This window comes from Streptomyces tibetensis (genome assembly GCF_040647715.1).
Taxonomy (GTDB): Bacteria; Actinomycetota; Actinomycetes; order Streptomycetales; family Streptomycetaceae; genus Streptomyces; species Streptomyces tibetensis_A.
In genome coordinates this window covers 113,606-132,910 of the sequence record NZ_JBEZCR010000012.1, presented here as the reverse complement: position 1 = coordinate 132,910, position 19,305 = coordinate 113,606, and the positions used below count along the sequence as shown (strand labels likewise).

The window sequence follows — 19,305 nt, the reverse complement described above, 5'->3', positions numbered from 1 at the left end:
GTGACGACCACTGAATGAAACGATTCAGGACGCGAAGTTATGGGCCCCCCGAAGGGGTGTCAACCCCTCCGGCCGAGACGGTTTCCCGTGACCCATGCGTGACCTTCTGTCCTCGAAACTTTTTCGACCGGAACCCATTGACGTGACATGCGCGGCCCGCCTAACGTCCCGGCAATCCAGTTGAAACCTTTCACGACGCCGAGAGGGCCGACCCGCCGGCGTCGTCGAGGAGCCCTCATGACCCACCCGTCCACCACGGGTCCGGCCCCGGTTCTCGCGCTGAGGGACGTCTCCAAGTCCTTCGGCGCGGTCCGCGCACTGCGGGACGTCTCCCTGGAGCTGTTCCCCGGGGAGGTGCACGCACTCGCCGGCGAGAACGGTGCCGGCAAGTCCACGCTCATCAAGACGCTCGCCGGAGTGCACCGCCCGGACGCCGGCCAGGTGCTGCTCGACGGTGCGCCCGTCGCCTTCCACGGACCCGGCGACGCCCGTGACGCCGGCATCGCCGTGATCTACCAGGAGCCCACGCTCTTCCCCGACCTGTCGATCGCCGAGAACATCTACATGGGCCGCCGGCCGCGCCGCGCCCTCGGCCGGATCGACCACAAGGCCACCCACAACGCGACCGCCGCCCTGATGAAGCGCCTCGGTGTCGACCTCGACCCCGACCGGCCCGCCCGCGGCCTGTCCATCGCCGACCAGCAGATCGTCGAGATCGCCAAGGCCCTCTCCTTCGACGCCCGCGTCCTGATCATGGACGAGCCGACGGCCGCCCTCACCGGCAGCGAGGTCGCCCGCCTCTTCAACGTCGTCCGCACCCTGCGCGACCAGGGCGCCGCCGTGCTCTTCATCTCCCACCGCCTGGAAGAGATCTTCGAGATCTGCCGGCGGGTCACCACCCTGCGCGACGGCGCCTGGGTCGCCAGCGAGCCCCTGGACGGCATGACCGAGGACGACCTCGTGCGCCGCATGGTCGGCCGCGACCTCGACGAGCTCTACCCCAAGCAGGAGGTGACGCCGGGCGAGGTCGCCCTGAGCGTGCGCCGGCTGACCCGCGAGGGCGTCTTCACCGACGTCTCCTTCGAGGTCCGGCACGGCGAGATCGTCGGCCTCGCCGGACTCGTCGGCGCCGGGCGCACCGAGGTCGCCCGGGCCGTCTTCGGCATCGACCGCTGGGACGCCGGCGAGGTCTCCGTCCGGGGCAAGGCCCTGGTCAACGGCGCCCCGTCCACCGCGATGGCCGCCGGGCTCGCCCTGGTCCCCGAGGACCGGCGCGCCCAGGGCCTGGTGATGGACATGTCCATCGAGCGGAACATCGGGCTGACGGGCCTGCGGACGACGGTGAGGGCCGGGCTGATGGACCGCGGCGCCGAGCGCAGCCGCTCCCTCGACTGGGCCGTCAAGCTCCAGGTCAAGTACGCCCGCATCGCCGACACCGTCAACACGCTCTCCGGCGGCAACCAGCAGAAGGTCGTGCTCGCCAAATGGCTGGCCACCGGCCCCGAGGTGCTGATCGTCGACGAGCCGACCCGGGGCATCGACGTCGGCACCAAGGCCGAGGTGCACCGGCTGCTGTCACAACTGGCCGCCGACGGCGTGGCCGTCCTGATGATCTCCTCCGACCTGCCCGAGATCCTCGGCATGGCCGACCGCGTGCTGGTGATGCACGAGGGCCGCCTCACCGCCGAGATCCCGCGCTCCGAAGCCACCGAGGAAACCGTGATGGCCGCAGCCACCGGGAGGGCCGCCGCATGACGGTCGTCACCCCGCAAGAGGCCCCCGTGGCCGACGTGCCCAAGTCCAGCGGCACCCGGCTGGTCGACCGCGTCTTCAAGATGCGCGAACTCGCCATCCTGCTCGTCTTCCTGGTGATGATCGGCGTCACCCAGGCAGGCAACAGCCAGTTCCTGTCCGAGCAGGGCATCAAGGACCTGCTGCTGAACGCGACGATCCTGGTCCTGGTCGCCACCGGCCAGTCCCTGGTGGTCATCACCCGCAACGTCGACCTGTCCGTCGGATCCACGCTCGGGATCAGCGCGTTCGCCGCCGGAACGTATCTCCAGGGCGGCGGCAACCCCGTCGTGGCGATCGCGCTGGCGGTGCTGCTCGGCATCGGCTTCGGACTGCTCAACGGACTGCTCGTCAGCCTCGGCCAGGTGCCCGCGCTCGTCGTCACCCTCGGCACGCTCTACATCATCCGTGGCATCGACTCCATCTGGGTCGGATCACGCCAGATCACCGCTGCCGATCTGCCCGGCGGATTCGTCGACTTCGGCTCCGGCGGCATCTCGGCGGTCCCGTACCTGGCGTTGATCGCGCTGGCGGTGCTCGTCGCCACCGCCTATTACCTCAAGCACTTCGGCAGCGGCCGCGAACTGTACGCACTCGGCTCCAACCCCGAGGCCGCCCGCCTCGCCGGCATCCCCGTCCGCAAGCGGATCCTCGCCGCGTACACCTTCTGCGGCGCCCTCGCCGGACTCGCCGGCGCGATGTACCTCGCCCGCTTCGGCAACGTCGACTCCGGCACCGGCAACGGCTACGAACTGACCGTCGTCAGCGCGGTCGTGGTCGGCGGCGTCGTCTTCACCGGCGGCTCCGGCAGCGTCTACGGCGCGGCCCTCGGCGCGCTGCTGCTCACCTCCATCAACAGCGTGCTGCCCGCCCTCGGCGTCAGCTCCGTGTGGGTGCTCGCGATCAACGGCATCCTGCTCATCCTCGCGATCGCGGTCGACCGGATCGTCGCGCTGCGCGTGGCCTCCGCCCTGAAGAAGAGGAACGCCCGCCATGGCTGACATCTCCCTGAGCCGAGCGGCCGGCTTCTCCGGCCTGAAGAGGTGGGACTCCGCCGTCGGCGCACTCCTCGTCGTGGTCCTGCTGTTCTCCTTCGGCTTCGTCGACGGGTTCGGCAACGCGCTCAACCTGTCGTTCCTGATCGGCAACACCCTGCCCATCGCGCTGATCGCGCTGCCGATGACCCTGCTGGTGGTCTCCGGCGAGATCGACCTGTCGGTCGCGTCCACGGCCGGTCTGTCCGGTGCCGTGATGGGCGCGCTGTGGAACCAGGGCATGGCCATCGAGACGATCATCCCGATCTGTCTGCTGCTCGGTGTCGTGTGCGGGCTGGTCAACGGACTGCTGGTGACCCGGCTGGGGCTGCCGTCCCTCGCCGTCACCATCGGCACCCTCGCCGCCTACCGGGGCATCGCGCAGATCGTGCTCGGGTCCGACGCGGTGACCGACTTCCCCACGCAGTACCTGGACTTCGCGGCCGGGCGCGTCGGTGACACCTTCATCCCTTACGCCTTCCTGCCGTTCCTCGTCCTGCTCGCCATCGCCGTGGTCGCGCTGCACGCGACGCCGTTCGGACGGTCGCTGTTCGCGATCGGGGCGAGCGAGGAGGCCGCGCGGTTCGCCGGGATCCGCGTCAAGCGGCAGAAGCTGATCCTGTTCACGCTGACCGGGCTGATGGCCTCGCTGACCGGGATCTTCTGGGCGCTGCACTACGCCAGTGCCCGCTACGACAACGCCACCGGCCTCGAACTGTCGGTCGTGGCCGCCGTGCTGCTCGGCGGGATCGACTTCGACGGCGGCAGGGGCACGTTGGGTGGCGCGATCGCCGGGGTGTTTCTGCTCGGCGCACTGCAGAACGTGATGAGCCTTCAGGATGTCTCGGCACAGTCGCAGATCGTCGTGACAGGTGTGTTGCTCGTGCTTTCCGTTCTTGGGCCGCGGGTGGCTCGGCAGATCGCCGTGTTGCGTGCTCAATCGTCCGGCTGACCGGCCGTCCGTAGCTGGTCGCGCAGTTCCCCGCGCCCCTGAAAGCAAGGGCGTTCCCCTCAACCTCGTTCAAAGGAAAAGCCATGCGTAAGTCAACTCTCCGCCGCAGCTGCGCGGCTCTCGCCACCGCCACCTCCCTCGCCCTGGCCCTCACCGCCTGCGGCGGCGGCACCACCAAGAAGGACGTCGCGAACGAGGGCGGCAGCGCCGCCACCGCCGGCAAGGCCGACCCGAACGCGGCCACCAAGAAGGGGCTCACCGTCGGGTTCCTGCCCAAGCAGGTCAACAACCCTTACTTCACCAGCGCCGACAAGGGTGGCGAGAAGGCGCTGAAGGAGCTGGGGTCCAGCTACAAGGAGGTCGGGCCGTCCAGCGCGACCGACACCGCCGGGCAGGTCAGCTACGTCAACACGCTCACCCAGCAGCAGGTCGACGCCATGGCCGTGTCCGCGCAGGACCCCGGCGCGCTGTGCACCGCGCTCAAGCAGGCCATGAAGAACGGCATCAAGGTGGTCACCTACGACTCCGACACCACGGCCGACTGCCGCAACGCCTTCGTCTCCCAGGCCTCCGCCGAGGACCTCGGCCGTACCGAGGTGCAGCTGCTCGCCAAGCAGATCGGCTACAAGGGCGAGATCGCGATCCTGTCCGCCGCGCAGACCGCGACGAACCAGAACACCTGGATCGACTTCATGAAGGACGAGCTGAAGAAGCCCGAGTACAAGAACGTCAAGCTGGTCAAGACCGCGTACGGCAACGACGACGCCCAGCAGTCCTTCCAGCAGACCCAGGGCCTGCTGCAGGAGTACCCGGACCTGAAGGGGATCATCTCCCCGACCACCGTCGGTATCAAGGCCGCCGCCCAGTACCTGTCGGGCTCCAAGTACAAGGGCAAGGTCAAGCTGACCGGCCTCGGCACCCCGAACGACATGCGCAAGTACGTCAAGAACGGCACCGTCGAGGCGTTCGAGCTGTGGGACCCGGCCAAGCTCGGCGAGCTGGCCGCCCGCACCGCCGTCGCCCTGTCCTCCGGGCAGATCACCGGCAAGGAGGGCGAGACGTTCAAGGCCGGCTCCATGGGCGAGTACCCCATCGGCAAGGACGGCGTGATCAGCCTCGGCAAGCCCACCGTGTTCGACGCCAAGAACATCGACCAGTTCAACTTCTGATCCCGGAGATCTGTTGATGCAGCGCGTGTGCTTCCTGCTGAAGGTCCGGCCGGACCGCCTCGACGAGTACCGCGAGCGGCACGCCGCGGTATGGCCCGAGATGCTCCAGGCGCTCTCGGAGACCGGCTGGCACAACTACTCGCTCTTCCTGCGTGAGGACGGACTGCTCGTCGGCTACCTGGAGACCGAGGACTTCGCCGCCGCCCAGGCCGGTATGGAAGCCACCGACGTCAACGCCCGCTGGCAGGCGGAGATGGCGCCGTTCTTCGAGTCGCTGGACGGCGCCCGGCCCGACGAGGCCATGAAACCGCTCACCGAAGTGTTCCACCTCGCATGACGATGGAGTCCACGAGATGCACAGACGTACGTTGCTGGCCGCCGCCCTCGCGGGAGCAGTGGTGACCCCCGCCCTCGCCTCCGGCACCGCGCGGGCCGCCGACCCCGGTCCCTCCGTCACCCGGACCGGCACCACCACACTCGACGGTCAGGCCGTCTTCTTCGTGTCGTACGACGGGCTGGTCAACAACAACGCGTTCCAGAAGAACGGCCTGCTGACCTACAAGGGCTACCAGTACGCCGTCTGGTACACCGCCGACAGGAACGCCGTCGTCGGCCGCCGCGTCCTCGGCGGGAGCACCTGGTCCACCGTGAAGGTCGGGCACATCCTCAAGGCCGACGACTCCCACAACGTCATCTCCATGGGTGTCTCCAAGGTCGACGGCCGGCTGCACCTCAACATGGACTCCCACAGCGACGGCTTCACCTACGTCAAGTCCGTCGCGGGGCTCATGGACAACCCCGCCGGGCTGAGCTGGAGCGCCTCTCGCTTCGGGGCGCCGCAGTCCACCCTGGACGGGCTGGCGCCGACCTCCCAGTTCACCTATCCGCAGTTCATCTCCACGCCCGACGGAAAGCTCCAGCTGAGCTACCGCGTCGCCGTCTCCGGCAACGGGCGGAACGCCCTCGCCGAGTACGACGGTACGAAGTGGACGAACCTCGGCGAGTGGTCGAGCTCCACCGGCACGTACACCAGCGAGCACGGCTCCTCGACGGCACGCAACATGTACCTGCACGGCATCGACTACGACCGGGGCGGCCGGCTGCACTCCTTCTTCACCTGGCGCGAGCAGAACGGCGCCGTGATGTGCAACGGCGGCGGCATCACCAACCACGACACCGGCTACGTCTACTCCGACGACCGGGGCCGCACCTGGCGCAACAACGACGGAACCGTCGTGGGTGTGACGGGCGGCTCCGACAAGGTGTCCGTGACCGACGCCGGACTGGTGATCGACCCGCTCAACCCCGACCACTCCCTGATGAACCAGGAGAGCCAGTTCACCGACTCCGCGGGCCGGCCGCACGCGATCATCTCCTACGTCCCGGGCCGCTTCGGCCAGTGCACCACGAACTACGTCGCGGACCGCACCGCCAACGGACGGGCCTTCCACGTCCGCAAGAACGCCTCCGGCACCTGGCAGAAGACCGAGATACCGGTCCCGCTGAACTCCAGCCAGCGCACCAAGCTGATCCTGGACAAGTACGACAACGCGTACGCGGTCTTCCCCTTCGGCCGGATCGCCGGGGCCTCCGCCGCCTCCGGGTACACGGACTGGAAGATCCTCTTCGACGGCAGCGGCCTCAACGCCTTCGGCGAGGTCGTCATCGACGAGACGCGGGTCGCACAGGACGGGGTGCTGTCCTTCATGTACCAGGAGAAGTCCAGCGGCACGACGCCCTCGGCGCTGCACGTGACGGACTTCCGCCTGCCCGCCTGACCGCATCCGGTCCCCGGGGCGGCGTGCCGGTAATGTGAAGCCGCCCCGGACGCCGCCCCCCCCGTGTCTCCCCCTGGAGGTCCCTGCCCGATGGCCCAGTCGGTGGGTATCAAGGACGTCGCCCGCGTCGCCGGAGTCTCCGTCGGCACGGTCTCGAACGTGATCAACCGCCCGGACACGGTCGCGACCGAGACCCGGGCCCGGGTGCTGTCCGCGATAGACCGGCTCGGGTACGTCCGCAGCGAGTCCGCACGCCAGCTGCGCGCGGGGCGCAGCCGCATCATGGGGCTGCTCGTCCTCGACATGGGCAACCCCTTCTTCGTCGACGTCGCGCGCGGCGCCGAGCGCGCCGCCCGGCAGGCCGGACTGGGTGTCATGGTCTGCAACAGCGCCCAGAACCCGGGCGAGGAGGCCGAGTACCTGTCGCTCTTCGCCGAGCAGCGGGTGCGCGGCGTGCTGCTCACGCCGGCCGACGCGACCGGCCGCAACATCGAGACGTTCCGTCGGCACGGCATCCCGTTCGTGCTGGTCGACCGGGTCGCCGAGGGCACCACCGAGTGCTCGGTCTCCGTCGACGACGTGGCGGGCGGTGCCCTGGCCGTACGCCACCTCGTCGACGCCGGGCACCGCTCGATCGCCTACGTCAGCGGCCCGCCCGGCCTGAACCAGGTCCGCGACCGCCGCACCGGTGCCCTCGAAGCGCTCGCCGAGGCCGGGTTCGGTCCCGACGCCCTGCGCGAGCTGCCGACCGAACGGCTGGACGTCGCCGCGGGCCGGGACGCGGGGGCCCGGCTGCTCGGGCTGGCCGACCGGCCCACCGCCGTGTTCTGCGCCAACGACCTGCTCGCCCTCGGGGTCCTGCAGGCCATGTACGCGGCCGGTGTCGGCGTCCCCGACGACCTCGCCATCGTCGGCTACGACGACATCGAGTTCGCCGCCGCCGCGGCCGTCCCGCTCACCTCGGTGCGGCAGCCCGCCGTCACCATGGGCGCCATGGCCGCCGACCTGCTCCTGGAGGAGACGGAGGAGGAGGGCGCGGCGCGCGCACACGAGCACCGCAGGGTCGTCCTGCAGCCCGAGCTGGTGGTCCGCCGCTCCAGCCTGTCCGCCCGCTGAGCCTGAACGGCCGTTCAGCAGGGTTTCATGATCGAAGGGCTCACCCACGGGCGATCCTTGTGATGAACTGGGACGCGGCCTGAAGATCCGTCCGTCCCGGGAGCCCTGTTGACCGTCAGCTACCGCCAGCCCGGAGTCCTCCTCACCGACCGCCGCTTCACCGTCCCCCTCGACCACGGCCGCCCCGACGGCGAGACCATCGAGCTGTACGCCCGCGAGGTCGTGGCGGGCGACAAAGCGTCCCAGGACCTGCCGTGGCTGCTCTACCTCCAGGGCGGACCCGGCTTCGGCGCCGACCGGTCCGTCGGACGGCCGGGCTGGCTCGGCAGGGCCCTGAAGGAGTACCGCGTCCTGCTCCTCGACCAGCGCGGCACCGGCCACAGCACCCCCGCGAACCGCCAGACGCTCCCGCTGCGCGGCGGCCCGGCCGAGCAGGCCGACTACCTCACGCACTTCCGTGCCGACTCGATCGTCCGCGACTGCGAGGCCGTCCGCACCGAACTCACCGGCGGCGAGCCCTGGACCGTCCTCGGCCAGAGCTTCGGCGGCTTCTGCGCGACGACCTACCTGTCCCTGGCCCCCGAAGGCCTGGCCACCGCCGTGATCACCGGTGGCCTGCCCTCCCTGGACGCCCACGCCGACGACGTCTACCGGGCCGCCTTCCCACGCATCGAACGCAAGGTGGCCGCCCACTACGCCCGCTATCCCGAGGACGCCGAGCGCGCCCGCCGCATCGCCGAGCACCTGCTCCACCACGACGTGGTCCTGCCGAACGGCTACCGGCTCACCGTCGAGGCGTTCCAGTCCCTCGGCATCGCCCTCGGCACCGCAGACGGCACCCACCGCCTGCACTACCTCCTCGAGGACGCCTTCGTCCGCACCCCGCAGGGCTCCGCGCTCTCCGACGCGTTCCAGGAGCAGGTGCAGGCCATGCTCTCCTACGCCCGTCACCCGCTGTACGCCCTGGTCCACGAGTCGATCTACGGCCAGGACGCCCGGCCCACGGCCTGGTCCGCCGAGCGGGTCCGCGCCGAATTCCCGCAGTTCGACGCCGCCAAGGCCCTCGCCGGTGACGAGCCGCTGCTGTTCACAGGGGAATCGATTCACCCCTGGATGTTCGACTGCGACCCGGCGCTGCGCCCGCTGCGCGAGACCGCCGACCTGCTCGCCGCCCGCACCGACTGGACGCCCCTGTACGACCCCGCCCGCCTCGCCGACAACACGGTGCCGGTGGTGGCGGCCGTCTACCACGACGACATGTACGTCGACACGGCCCACTCCCTGCGCACCGCCCGCACGATCCGGGGGCTGCGCACCTGGATCACGGACGAGTTCGAGCACGACGGCATCCGCACCGGCGGCCCCCGCGTCCTCGACCGGCTGCTGGCGCTCGTACGGGGTGACGCGTGATGCCGTGCCGTACGCCCGGTGATGTCGGCGGCGCGGGCTAGTCTGCGGGCATGACGACCCCTCAACTGCAGCCCATGCCCGGCGACTGGCGGCGTGCCCTCGCGGTCGTGGCGCATCCCGACGACCTCGAGTACGGCTGCTCGGCGGCGATCGCGGCCTGGACCGACGAAGGCCGCGAGGTCGCCTACGTCCTCGCGACGCGGGGCGAGGCCGGCATCGACACGCTGGAGCCGGAGCGGTGCGGGCCGCTGCGCGAGCGGGAGCAGCGGGCCAGCGCGGCGGTGGTCGGCGTGTCGGAGGTGGAGTTCCTCGACCACAAGGACGGGGTCATCGAGTACGGCACCGCCCTGCGTCGCGACATCGCCGCCGCCATCCGCCGCCACCGGCCCGAGCTGGTCCTCACGCTCAACCACCGCGACACCTGGGGCGGCGTCGCCTGGAACACCCCGGACCACGTGGCCGTCGGCCGGGCCACGCTCGACGCGGCCGGCGACGCCGGCAACCGGTGGATCTTCCCCGAGCTCGTCGAGCAGGGCCTCGACCCCTGGGACGGTGTGCGCTGGGTCGCGGTCGCGGGTTCCAGCACGCCCACGCACGCGGTCGACGCGACAGCCGGGATGGAACGGGCCGTGCGCTCCCTGCTGGAACACCGCACGTACATCGAGGTGCTGACCAGCGAGGACCCGGAGACGTACGTGCGCGGCTTCCTGACGGAGAACGCGGAGCGGACGGGGGAGCGGTTCGGGGGCCGCCCCGCGGTGGCGTTCGAACTGTTCAGCAGATGACCAGCGGTTGATCAGCGGTTGATCAACGGACGACGGGGGAGACCATGACAGGCGACGAGGAACTGGCGCACCGCTTCGAGGAACACCGCGGGCACCTCGAGGCGGTGGCCTACCGCATGCTCGGATCGCTCTCCGAGGCGGAGGACGCCGTCCAGGAGGCCTGGCTCAAGCTCAGCCGCACCGACACGGGCGACATCCAGAACCTCGGCGGCTGGCTGACCACGGTGACCGGCCGGGTCTGCCTGGACATGCTGCGCTCGCGCACCGCCCGCCGCGAGGAGCCGATGGGCGACACCCAGGACACCGTGCGGGTCTATGTCCCGGACCCGGTGCTCCGGCCCCTGTCGCACATCGATCCGGCCGAGGAGGTGCTCCAGGCCGACTCCGTGGGCCTGGCCCTGCTCGTCGTACTGGAGAACCTGACGCCCGACGAGCGGCTCACGTTCGTGCTGCACGACATGTTCGCCGTGCCGTTCGACGACATCGCGCCGATCGTGGAGCGCAATCCGGCCGCGACCCGGCAGCTGGCGAGCCGCGCTCGGCGCCGGGTGCGCGGGGCCGCCCCCTCGGCCGAGCCGGACCTGGGCCGGCAGAAGGAGGTGCTCGACGCCTTCCTGGCCGCCTCGCGTGCCGGGGACTTCGAGGCGCTGGTGGCCGTACTGCACCCGGATGTCCTGCTGCGGGCCGACTCGGGCGCGCTCGTGCGGGGCGCCGCCGCCTCCAAGGTGGTCCAGGGCGCGAAGGCGGTGGCGGAGCAGGCGCTCATGTTCGCCCCGTTCACGCAGGCCGCGGAGCTGGTCCTGGTCAACGGCTCGGTCGGAATGGTCAACGTGCACGAAGGCCGCGTCCAGTCGGTCATGGGCGTCACGATCGTCGGCGGCCGCATCACGGACATGTACATCCTGGCCGACCCCGAGCGGCTGGATCGTCTGGAGGCGCCCGGACCGGCCGCGTGACCGGAACGCGCCCGTCGATTGTCGTTTCGTATGCTGAACGGCATGCGAGAACACCAGGCCGAGCAGGCGGAACTGCGCGGCGACTGCGAGCGGTGCTTCGGGCTGTGCTGCGTCGCCCTGCCCTTCGCCGCCTCGGCCGACTTCGCGGTCGACAAAGCCGCCGGCACGCCCTGCCGCAACCTCCGGGAGGACCACCGCTGCGGCATCCACGCCCGGCTCCGGCAGAAGGGGTTCACCGGCTGCACGGTCTACGACTGCTTCGGTGCCGGGCAGCAGGTCTCGCAGATCACCTTCGGCGGCCGGGACTGGCGCACCGGGCCACCGCAGGACGCCCGTCGCATGTTCGAGGTGTTCCCGGTGGTCCGCCAGCTGCACGAGTTGCTGTGGTACCTGACCGAGGCGCTCACCCTGCCCGCGGCCCGTCCCGTCCACGCCGACGTGCGCGAGGCCCTGGAGAAGACCGAAGAACTGACCGGCGGGACACCCGAGGAGCTCGCCGCGCTGGATGTGGCGGCACACCGCCAGGAGGTCAACGTCCTGTTGCTGAGGACGAGCGAGCTGGCCAGGGCGGGCGTCAAGGGCCGTAAGAAGGACCGCCGGGGCGCGGACCTCATGGGCGCCCGTCTCAAGGGCGCCGACCTGCGCGGAGCCTGCCTGCGCGGCGCCTACCTCATCGCCGCCGACCTCACCGGGGCGGACCTGCGGGGAGCCGACCTGATCGGTGCCGACCTGCGTGACGCCAACCTCACCGACGCCGATCTGACCGGGGCCTTCTTCCTCACCCAGCCACAGCTGAACGCGGCCCGGGGAAACGCCGGGACCCGGCTGCCCGGGTCAGTCACCCGCCCCGGGCACTGGACGGCGCAGGTCTGAGGCCGGCTCCCGCACTGCCGTGCGGCGCTCCGGGTGCAGCCGCAGGCCCTCCGGCATCAGCGTCAGCCGTTCCGTCACGCGCAGCCGGTAGGCCGGGTCGGCACGCAGGTCGTAGCGCCGCAGCAGCAGTCCGAGCACCAGCGTGGCCTCGTGCAGCGCGAACTGCCGCCCGATGCACGCCCGTGCGCCCGTCCCGAACGGCTTGAAGGTGTGCGGGGGCCGGGACCGTACGGCGCCGGCGTCGAAGCGGTCCGGGTCGAACCGTTCGGCGTCCGCTCCCCACACCTCGGGGTCCCGGTGCAGCATCGGCGTCAGCACCAGCGCCCAGGCGCCCCGCCGCATGGGGTGCTCCCCGGCCAGCACCGTGTCCTGCCGGGCCTCCCGGGAGAACGCGGGCGCGGTGGGCCACAGCCGCAGCGACTCGTCCAGCACCCGGCGGACGTAGCGCAGCCGGGCCACCTGCTCGTAGGCGGGTTCGCTCGTGTCCCCCCACACCCGGTCCACCTCGGCGCGGGCCCGGGCGGCGATCTCGGGGTGGCGGGCGAGGTAGTGCAGGGCGAAGGAGAGCGCCCCGGAGGTCGTCTCGTGGCCGGCGACGAGAAACGTGATGACCTGCCGGCGGACGTTCTGCGGTGCCAACCGTTCCCCGGTGCCGGGATGGGCCGTCTCCAGCATGCGGTCGAGGAGGTCGCCGTCGCCGCCGCCCCCGGCGCGCCGGGCCCGCACCAGTTCGTCGACCGTCTCGTCGAGGTGGGCGATGTCGGCCGCGTTGCGGCGGCTCGCGCTGCGCAGCAGCAGAGGCGCCAGCGGGAAGGGCACGGTGTTGAGCCGCTGGGCGTAGGTCAGCGTGCCCACCATCGCGGTCACGAAGGGATGCGGCCGGGAACGTTCGAACGAGCCGAAGTCGTGCCCGAAGCCGGTGCGCGCGATCGTCTCCAGCGTCAGCTTGGTCATGTCGCCGGGCACGTCCACCGCCCGGCCCGCAGCGGCCGCCCGGTCCCAGTGCTCCGTCAGCCGCTGCGCGACCGACAGCATCATCGGGTGGTAACCGGCCATGGCCTCGCGGCTGAACCCCGGCGCGAGCACATCGTGGGCCAGCTGCCAGTTCGGCTCGTGGTTGTACGCCGTGAACAGGCCGTCCCCGGCGACCGGCCGCAGGTTGGCCACGCCGAGTCCCACGTGCTTGGCGAACCGCGACTCGTCCGCGAGGTCGGCCGCGTGCCGGGCACCCCACACGAACACGAACTCCTTGCCGAACGCCTTCCGCCGGAACACCGGACCCAGTTCGCGGGCGTAGCGCAGCGAGTCCTGCAGGGGAGTGCGCCGGTTCACCCCCACCACGTCCCCGAGCAGCGGGATCCGGCGGGGCGGATGCGGAATGCGGTCCAGCTCCGGCCAGCCCAGCTCGGCACTGCGGAAACCCTTGGGCTCCCCGGTGCGTGTCGGCGCCTCCGTCATGACGCGATCTCCCTTGATCCGACGGCGGGTTCGCAGGTGTTGTACGTGGGTTCAATAGTGCGGTTCAGTGTGGTCCCGTTGTTGAACCGGCGTCAAGTAAAGTGCGGGCATGGCTGCGAACCAGGACGGGCGCACGCGCCGCCGGCTCAGCACCGGGGAGCGCCGGGAGCAGCTCCTGTCGGTCGGTGCGCGGCTGTTCTCGGAGAGCCCTTACGACGAGGTGTGGATCGAGCAGGTCGCCGAGATCGCCGGGGTGTCGCGCGGGCTGCTGTACCACTACTTCCCGACGAAGCGGGACTTCTTCGCGGCGGTCGTCGAGCGCGAGAGCGAGCGCATGCTGCGCATGACGGCGGCGGTGCCCGGCGTCCCGGTCCGCGAGCAACTCGGGGCAGGCCTGGAGACGTTCCTGGAGTACGTCCAGGCGCACGCCCACGGTTATCGGGCCTTCCACCGCGCCGACGCGGCCGGGGACCAGGCGGTGCGGCGCGTCTATCAGCGGGCCCTGGCCGCGCAGGAGCGGCAGATCCTCGCCGCGCTCGCCGCGGATCCCGAGTTCGGCCCCGCCGTCGAGGGGCGGCCGGAGGTCCGGCTGGCCGTGCGCGGCTGGCTGGCGTTCACCACGGCCGTCTGCCTGGAGTGGCTGCGCGGCACGGAGTTGGGCCGCGAGCAGGTGCGCGAGGTGTGCGCACGCGCTCTGCTGGGTGTGCTCACACCCTGAAGGATGCCGCAAAGGAGACGCGCCGTGGTTGGCGCACACCCGGATCTTCGATAGGTTAGCTTAGGCTTACCTAAGGAGGTCTGGGATGGCTGACGACAGCCACAGCTGGACGGCGGCTCCCGCCGCGGCGGAGCGGGCGCGCTCGGTGCTCGCCGCCGCGTGGTCCTGCTCCGTGACCGCGGAGGGCACACGGGAGGAACTGGTCGGCGCGCACAGCGTGGACGAGGACGGCCGGGTGCTCGTGGACGTGCCCGCGGACAGCGCCCTGCTCGCGGCCGCGATCTGCGCACCCCGCGGCGAGCCGTCCGCGGTGCTGGAGTTCGCCGACGTCGCTCCCGTCCCGGTGCGCAGCCGGATCCGCGCCCGGCTGTGGCTCGCGGGCTGGTTCGCCGTCGAGGGGGAGAGGCTCGCCTTCACGCCCACCCGTGTCGTGCTGCGGCAGCCGTCCGGCTCCGTGACCGTCGACCTCGCCGAGTTCGCGGCCGCCGTCCCCGACCCGCTCAGCATGGCCGAGGCCCGGCTGCTGACCCACCTCGCCGACTGCCACGCCGACGCCGTGGAGCGCCTCACGCGGCTCGTCGACTCCGACAGCCTGCACGGCGCGGTGGGCGTCCAGCCGCTCGCCGTCGACCGGCACGGACTGACGCTGCGCATCGAACGGGTCCGCGCCCACGGCGACGTACGCCTCGCCTTCCACGCACCCGCCGACGACGTCGCGCAGCTCACGGAGCGCATGCACGTCCTGCTCGGCCAGGCCGCCGCCGCATCGTGCCCGCGGGCCCTACAGCGGCAGCGCACAGACGGCGACGGGTGAGGGGAACGCCGCGCCCGCCCGCCGCAGTGCGCCGTCGCCCTCGTCCACGTGGAAGACGGTGACGGTGGAGGACTTCTGGTTCGCGGCGAACAGCAGCGTGCCCTCCGGCGAGAACGCGATCTGCCGGGGGAAGTCGCCGCCCACCGGCACCGTGTCGAGCAGCCTGAGCCGGGCGCCGTCGGCCTCGACGGCGTAGCGGGTGAGGCTGTTGTGGCCGCGGTTGGCGAGATAGGCGAACCGGCCGTCGGCGGTCACCAGGATCTGCGCCGGGTAGTTCGTACCCGAACCCGTGCCCGTGGACTGCGCCTCGCCGACGGTCAACCGGCCGGAAGCCTTGTCGTAGGAGCAGACCGCCACCGTGTCGTCGACCTCGTTGGCGAGGTACGCGTACCGGCCGCCCGGGTGGAACGTGAGATGGCGCGGTCCGGCGCCCGGCCGGGTGTGCGCCTGCGCGACCTCGGTGAGCGTGCCCGCCTTGTCGTCCAGCCGGTACGTGTAGACGGTGTCCGTCCCCAGGTCGACGGCGAGTACGTGGCCCCCGTCCGGGCTCGGGACGACCTGGTGGGCGTGCGGGCCCTCCTGGCCCGGGCCGGGTGGGGGAGTGGAGTGCCGGACCAGGGCGGTGCGTTCGCCGAGGGCGCCCGAGGCGTCGATGGGATGCACGGCGACGCTGCCCGTCCCGTAGTTCGCGCTGAGCAGCCAGCGCCCGCCCGGATGCACCGACAGGTGGCAGGGGGCCGCGCCGCCGGTACTCCGGCTGCCCAGCACCTTCCGGTCGGACAGCCGGACGGCGGTCACGGCACCGTCCGCACGCTCGTCCACCGCGTAGAGCGTGCCGCGGTCCGGGTGGAGCGCGAGGTACGACGGGTCGCCGACGCCGCCGATCGTGCCGACGCCGGTGATCCCACCCGTCGCCGCGTCGTAGGTCGCCAGACCGATGCCCTTGCCGCCGCCCTCGACGGAGGTGTAGGTGCCGAGGTACAGCGGACGGGGCCCGGAAGGGCGCCGGGCCTCGCGCGGCGGGCTCGTGGCCGCCTCGGGCGTCGCTGCCGGGGTCGACGGGGGCGCGGGCGCCTTGTCGCAGGACGGCAGCGCCGCCGCGGCCGCCCCGCCCGTCAGTGCGCCGACGAACCGGCGCCTGCTCCAGCCACCACTGCCCATGTCGCCCCTCAGGTCGTCACTCGTCCCCGTCGTGACTGCCACCCTGGCGTTCACCTGCCCTCGGGTGCAACAAACGGCAGCGGGTGTTGCGTGCGGCGCAACGCGCCGCGAGGGGAGGCGGCCGACGCGTCCCACCGACCGCCGCGCCGGTCCCGTCCGCGATGCTCACGGCCGACTACCAGTCCCCGTCCGCGACCGGTCGGCCCGGGGCGTGCTTCAGCTGGTGCGTCTGTCCCGGCGTGGGCGGCTGCCAGGGCTCGTGGTCGTCGCCGAGCCAGTCGCCGACCGGCTTGACGGACTGGAGCGTGTCCGTGGGGGCGAGGTCCTCCGCATCCTGGTCGAAGTAGTCGAACCAGGGCAGGCCCGCCCGGGTGTAGGCGGCCCGGTCCACCGGCGACGGTGGTGCGGCCTCGCCGGTGATGCGGCGCCACTCCGGCGGTGTCACCAGGTGCACGAACACCCGCCCGGCGGGCTTGTCCGACCAGTGCGAGAGGGGCCGGTCGTCCTGGTAGACCTCCTGCCGCATGGAGCCGCCGACGCCCAGCCCCATCGCTGCGGCCGCGCGCGGAGCGCTCGCCGGCGCCGCGGGCGCGGCCCCGGGGGCCGACGGGGCCGCACCGGTCGCGGCCGGTGGCGGGACGGCGCCCGGCGCGGCCGGGGCCGCCATCGGCATCGCGGAGCCGTAGCCACCGGTCGCGGGCGCCCCGTATCCACCGGCGGCAGGACTGCCGAAAGCGGCCGGCATCGCGGCGCCGTAGCCGCCGGGCGGCGCGGGCACGGGGGGCACCTGCCGCAGCCGCTCCTCCTCACGCCACCGCGCCAGCTCCCGGTCGTTCAGCGCGAAGGACTGCAGCTGGACGCCGCCCCACACCTCCTCGCCCGTGATCTGCCCCTCGACGGTGGCGCCCAGACCGAGCGGGACGGCCACGAACTGCCGGACCGTGCCCGTGCCGGAGTTGATGCCGTCCAGCCAGGGCTGACGGGGAAGCACCACGTAGTTCTGCGGCCCGCGAGTCGGCCGGTCGCTCCAGGGCCGGCCCGAGACCGCGCACACCTTGCCGACACCGACCTGGAGCGCGGCCGGCTCCGAGGTGCCCGCGAAGCTCAGCCACATCGCCTCGCGCAGATACACCGGCAGCATCACGCCGCCGCGAGCCCGCCACTCCTCGGGGACCCGGTCCGCGTAGTCCGCGACGCGCCGCACCGGGAACTCGCCGAGGCCCGGAGGCAGCGGATGCGTACCCGACTCCGGCAGGCGCAGGGTGCGGATGAACCGCACGGCGACCCCGCCCGGCAGCCGCAGTGTGTTCCCGTCGATCCGGACGCTCGTGTCGGCCATGTCCCGCTCCTCGCCTCGGGTGCCGGCCCCCTGCCGGCGTTCCCCTCAGCGAGAACGCCCGTCGAACCCCGCGCGGTTCCGCCACATCTGCTCCGTGACGCCCAGCCGCTCCCTCAGCCGCGTCAGACGGGGCATCCGGGCCCGCTGCTCGCCCGACACACGGTCCAGTTCCTCGAACAGGCGGCGGGTGCGGTGCTCGGTGTCGAGCTCGTCGAGGATGCGGTTGACCTCCGTCAGGACCGCTCCCGGAAGCTGCCAGTGCCGCGGGTCGCGCTCGGCCTCCTCGCGCAGCAGCAGGGCCAGCTTGTCGCGGGTGCCCGCGGCGGTGCGCAGCTCCGCGGCGAGCCGCTCCTCCGCCGACTCGGCGCTCGCGCTCAGGTGCGTGGTGACCAGCACCGCGAAGCTCACCACGGCGTCGGCGATCTCGGACAGCAGCTGCGCCAGGGCGGCGCCGGTCTCCGCCTCGAACAGCGGCTCGGGCTCGCGTTCCTTCGCGAGGTCGGTGAGGGAGCGGGCCAGCACCCGCAGGACGACCGTGCAGATCTCCAGCGTGTCCAGGCCGGTGCGCATCACGACCCGGTGCAGCACGCTGTCCTGCACGCGCGGGTTGAGCCGCAGACTGTCCTCGGCCTGCCGCAGCGCCGCGTCCACCTCGACGATGTCGTGGTCCAGGCGGCGTGCCTCGTGCAACTGGCTTTCCGCGCGGTCCACGGGCGTGCCGCCCGCGGCCTCCTCGCCCATCCGCAGCATCAGCTGCCGCAGCCGGCGTGACAGGCCCTCGATCGACTCGCCCGCCTCCTCCACCCACACCGGCGGAGCCAGCAGCAGGTTGCAGGCGAGCCCGACGGACGCGCCGATCAGCGTCTCCACCACCCGGGCCCAGGCGTAGTCCCCCACGCTGGTCACGCCGAGGACGAGCATCGCGCTGATCGCGACCTCCGGTACGTACTCCTCCACCCGGACCAGCCGCCCCACCACCAGCGAGGCCAGCAGGAGCATGGCCAGGCTCCACCAGGTCAGGCCCACCAGCAGGCTGAACGCGATGGCGACGAGCACGCCCGTCACCACGGCGTTGACCCGCCGGAAGCCGTTGGTGATCGTGGCGTACAGCGTCACCTGGACGACCAGCAGTGCGGTCAGGGGAGCGGTGAGCGGGGCCGGCTCGGGGCTCAGCCGCAGCGCGATGACGTACGCGATCGTCGCCGCCGTCGCGGACCGCAGCGTCTGGACGACCACCGGATCACGACGCTTCCTCACGATCCGCTCGGCGCGCGCCGTCCACTCACGTACCTCTCGCATCCTCGGGCTGTTCCCCTTCCCCGGCGCCTCGAACGCATCCACCGAACACGTCCATGAAGGACGCTCATGAAGGACGTTAGTGCCGGGGCAAACCGCGGGCGACCGAGGGGCTCAGGCGTACACCTTGTCGAGGAAGGCGGCCAGATGGCCTCTGGTCCGCGCGATCTGCTCCTCCAGGGTGAGGCTCTCCTCGAAGCGGGACCCCGCCTCCGGCGCCTTCTTCCCCCGCACGTACAGGGAGCAGGCGAGATCGGTGCACATGTACGCGCCGACGGAGTTGCCCTCACGCCCGGCCGGCCCGGCCTTGCGCGCGGTCATCAGCGAGACCCCGCCCCGCGGGTGCGTGGTCAGGCACAGCGAACACATGCTGCGGTGCAGGAACCCGCGCTGCCCGGCCTGGAACCGCATCGCCAGCCCCACGAGCCGCCCGTCCCGCTCGGCCACCAGATAGCTCCGGTCCGGCGCCCCCGGATCCCGCCACCCGAGGAAGTCGAGATCACCCCAGGGCCGCCTGTCGAGATCCCTGGGCACGACGAGCCGCTTGGCCTCGCCCTTCGAGCAGTTGACGAAGGAGGCGCGGATGTCCTGCTCGGTGAGCGGCTGCATGGGAGCTCCTCGGAGTTGTCTTTCGCAAACCTAGGGGTCCTAGGTT

At 71.8% G+C, this 19,305-nt stretch carries 18 protein-coding genes; 13 read left to right on the top strand and 5 right to left on the bottom strand.

Annotation, left to right across the window (positions count from 1 at the left end):
* Positions 1 to 237: 237 nt before the first annotated feature.
* The 11 genes from AB0B29_RS29340 (at position 238) to AB0B29_RS29290 (ending at position 11,864) form a co-directional block, all read left to right on the top strand.
* A complete protein-coding gene (locus AB0B29_RS29340; protein ID WP_362244468.1) occupies positions 238 to 1,755 on the top strand; it encodes a sugar ABC transporter ATP-binding protein in 1,518 nt (505 codons plus the stop codon).
* Positions 1,752 to 2,792 carry an ABC transporter permease gene (locus tag AB0B29_RS29335; RefSeq protein ID WP_362244467.1) on the top strand — a complete coding sequence of 347 codons (1,041 nt, stop codon included), beginning with the start codon at positions 1,752 to 1,754 and terminating at the stop codon, positions 2,790 to 2,792. Before AB0B29_RS29340 ends, AB0B29_RS29335 begins: the two co-directional genes overlap by 4 nt.
* Positions 2,785 to 3,777 carry an ABC transporter permease gene (locus AB0B29_RS29330; RefSeq protein WP_362244466.1) on the top strand — a complete coding sequence of 331 codons (993 nt, stop codon included), beginning with the start codon at positions 2,785 to 2,787 and terminating at the stop codon, positions 3,775 to 3,777. Before AB0B29_RS29335 ends, AB0B29_RS29330 begins: the two co-directional genes overlap by 8 nt.
* An 83-nt stretch (positions 3,778 to 3,860) precedes the next feature.
* The gene (rhaS, locus tag AB0B29_RS29325) at positions 3,861 to 4,946 is read left to right on the top strand and encodes a rhamnose ABC transporter substrate-binding protein (protein ID WP_362244465.1); all 1,086 of its coding nucleotides are present in this window, start codon (positions 3,861 to 3,863) and stop codon (positions 4,944 to 4,946) included.
* A 16-nt stretch (positions 4,947 to 4,962) separates the two neighbouring features.
* Positions 4,963 to 5,283: an L-rhamnose mutarotase gene (locus AB0B29_RS29320; protein ID WP_362244610.1), complete on the top strand. Its 321-nt coding sequence runs from the start codon at positions 4,963 to 4,965 to the stop codon at positions 5,281 to 5,283.
* Between the two features lie 16 nt (positions 5,284 to 5,299).
* Complete coding sequence (locus AB0B29_RS29315; RefSeq protein WP_362244464.1) at positions 5,300 to 6,724, top strand: BNR repeat-containing protein; 1,425 nt, start codon at positions 5,300 to 5,302, stop codon at positions 6,722 to 6,724.
* Positions 6,725 to 6,814: 90 nt separating this feature from the next.
* Positions 6,815 to 7,840: a LacI family DNA-binding transcriptional regulator gene (locus tag AB0B29_RS29310; RefSeq protein WP_362244463.1), complete on the top strand. Its 1,026-nt coding sequence runs from the start codon at positions 6,815 to 6,817 to the stop codon at positions 7,838 to 7,840.
* A 108-nt stretch (positions 7,841 to 7,948) separates the two neighbouring features.
* Complete coding sequence (locus AB0B29_RS29305) at positions 7,949 to 9,250, top strand: alpha/beta fold hydrolase (protein ID WP_362244462.1); 1,302 nt, start codon at positions 7,949 to 7,951, stop codon at positions 9,248 to 9,250.
* Between the two features lie 50 nt (positions 9,251 to 9,300).
* Positions 9,301 to 10,035, top strand: a complete 735-nt coding sequence (locus AB0B29_RS29300; protein WP_362244461.1) for a PIG-L deacetylase family protein — start codon at positions 9,301 to 9,303, stop codon at positions 10,033 to 10,035.
* A gap of 44 nt (positions 10,036 to 10,079) precedes the next feature.
* Positions 10,080 to 10,991 carry an RNA polymerase sigma factor SigJ gene (gene sigJ, locus AB0B29_RS29295; protein WP_362244460.1) on the top strand — a complete coding sequence of 304 codons (912 nt, stop codon included), beginning with the start codon at positions 10,080 to 10,082 and terminating at the stop codon, positions 10,989 to 10,991.
* 30 nt (positions 10,992 to 11,021) lie between these two features.
* The gene (locus AB0B29_RS29290; RefSeq protein ID WP_362244459.1) at positions 11,022 to 11,864 is read left to right on the top strand and encodes a pentapeptide repeat-containing protein; all 843 of its coding nucleotides are present in this window, start codon (positions 11,022 to 11,024) and stop codon (positions 11,862 to 11,864) included.
* Here the strand turns inward: AB0B29_RS29290 and AB0B29_RS29285 are convergent.
* Entirely contained in the window at positions 11,826 to 13,322 is a 1,497-nt protein-coding gene (locus tag AB0B29_RS29285) for a cytochrome P450 (protein WP_362244458.1), read from the bottom strand. The genes AB0B29_RS29290 and AB0B29_RS29285 overlap by 39 nt on opposite strands.
* 109 nt (positions 13,323 to 13,431) lie before the next feature.
* Here AB0B29_RS29285 and AB0B29_RS29280 point away from each other — a divergent pair, with 109 nt between their 5' ends.
* The gene (locus AB0B29_RS29280; RefSeq protein ID WP_362244457.1) at positions 13,432 to 14,040 is read left to right on the top strand and encodes a TetR/AcrR family transcriptional regulator; all 609 of its coding nucleotides are present in this window, start codon (positions 13,432 to 13,434) and stop codon (positions 14,038 to 14,040) included.
* A gap of 85 nt (positions 14,041 to 14,125) precedes the next feature.
* A complete protein-coding gene (locus tag AB0B29_RS29275) occupies positions 14,126 to 14,854 on the top strand; it encodes a DUF2470 domain-containing protein (protein WP_362244456.1) in 729 nt (242 codons plus the stop codon).
* Here the strand turns inward: AB0B29_RS29275 and AB0B29_RS29270 are convergent.
* The 4 genes from AB0B29_RS29270 to AB0B29_RS29255 form a co-directional block, all read right to left on the bottom strand.
* The gene (locus tag AB0B29_RS29270) at positions 14,822 to 16,015 is read right to left on the bottom strand and encodes a lactonase family protein (protein WP_362244609.1); all 1,194 of its coding nucleotides are present in this window, start codon (positions 16,013 to 16,015) and stop codon (positions 14,822 to 14,824) included. The two genes, AB0B29_RS29275 and AB0B29_RS29270, sit on opposite strands and share 33 nt — an antisense overlap.
* 175 nt (positions 16,016 to 16,190) lie before the next feature.
* Positions 16,191 to 17,354 (bottom strand): hypothetical protein, encoded by a 1,164-nt coding sequence (locus tag AB0B29_RS29265; protein ID WP_362244455.1) that lies wholly within the window; start codon positions 17,352 to 17,354, stop codon positions 16,191 to 16,193.
* Positions 17,355 to 17,399: 45 nt separating this feature from the next.
* On the bottom strand, positions 17,400 to 18,653 hold the full coding sequence (locus AB0B29_RS29260) for an FUSC family protein (protein WP_362244454.1): 1,254 nt from the start codon (positions 18,651 to 18,653) through the stop codon (positions 17,400 to 17,402).
* 111 nt (positions 18,654 to 18,764) lie between these two features.
* Complete coding sequence (locus AB0B29_RS29255) at positions 18,765 to 19,259, bottom strand: FBP domain-containing protein (RefSeq protein WP_362244453.1); 495 nt, start codon at positions 19,257 to 19,259, stop codon at positions 18,765 to 18,767.
* Between the last annotated feature and the right edge of the window lie 46 nt (positions 19,260 to 19,305).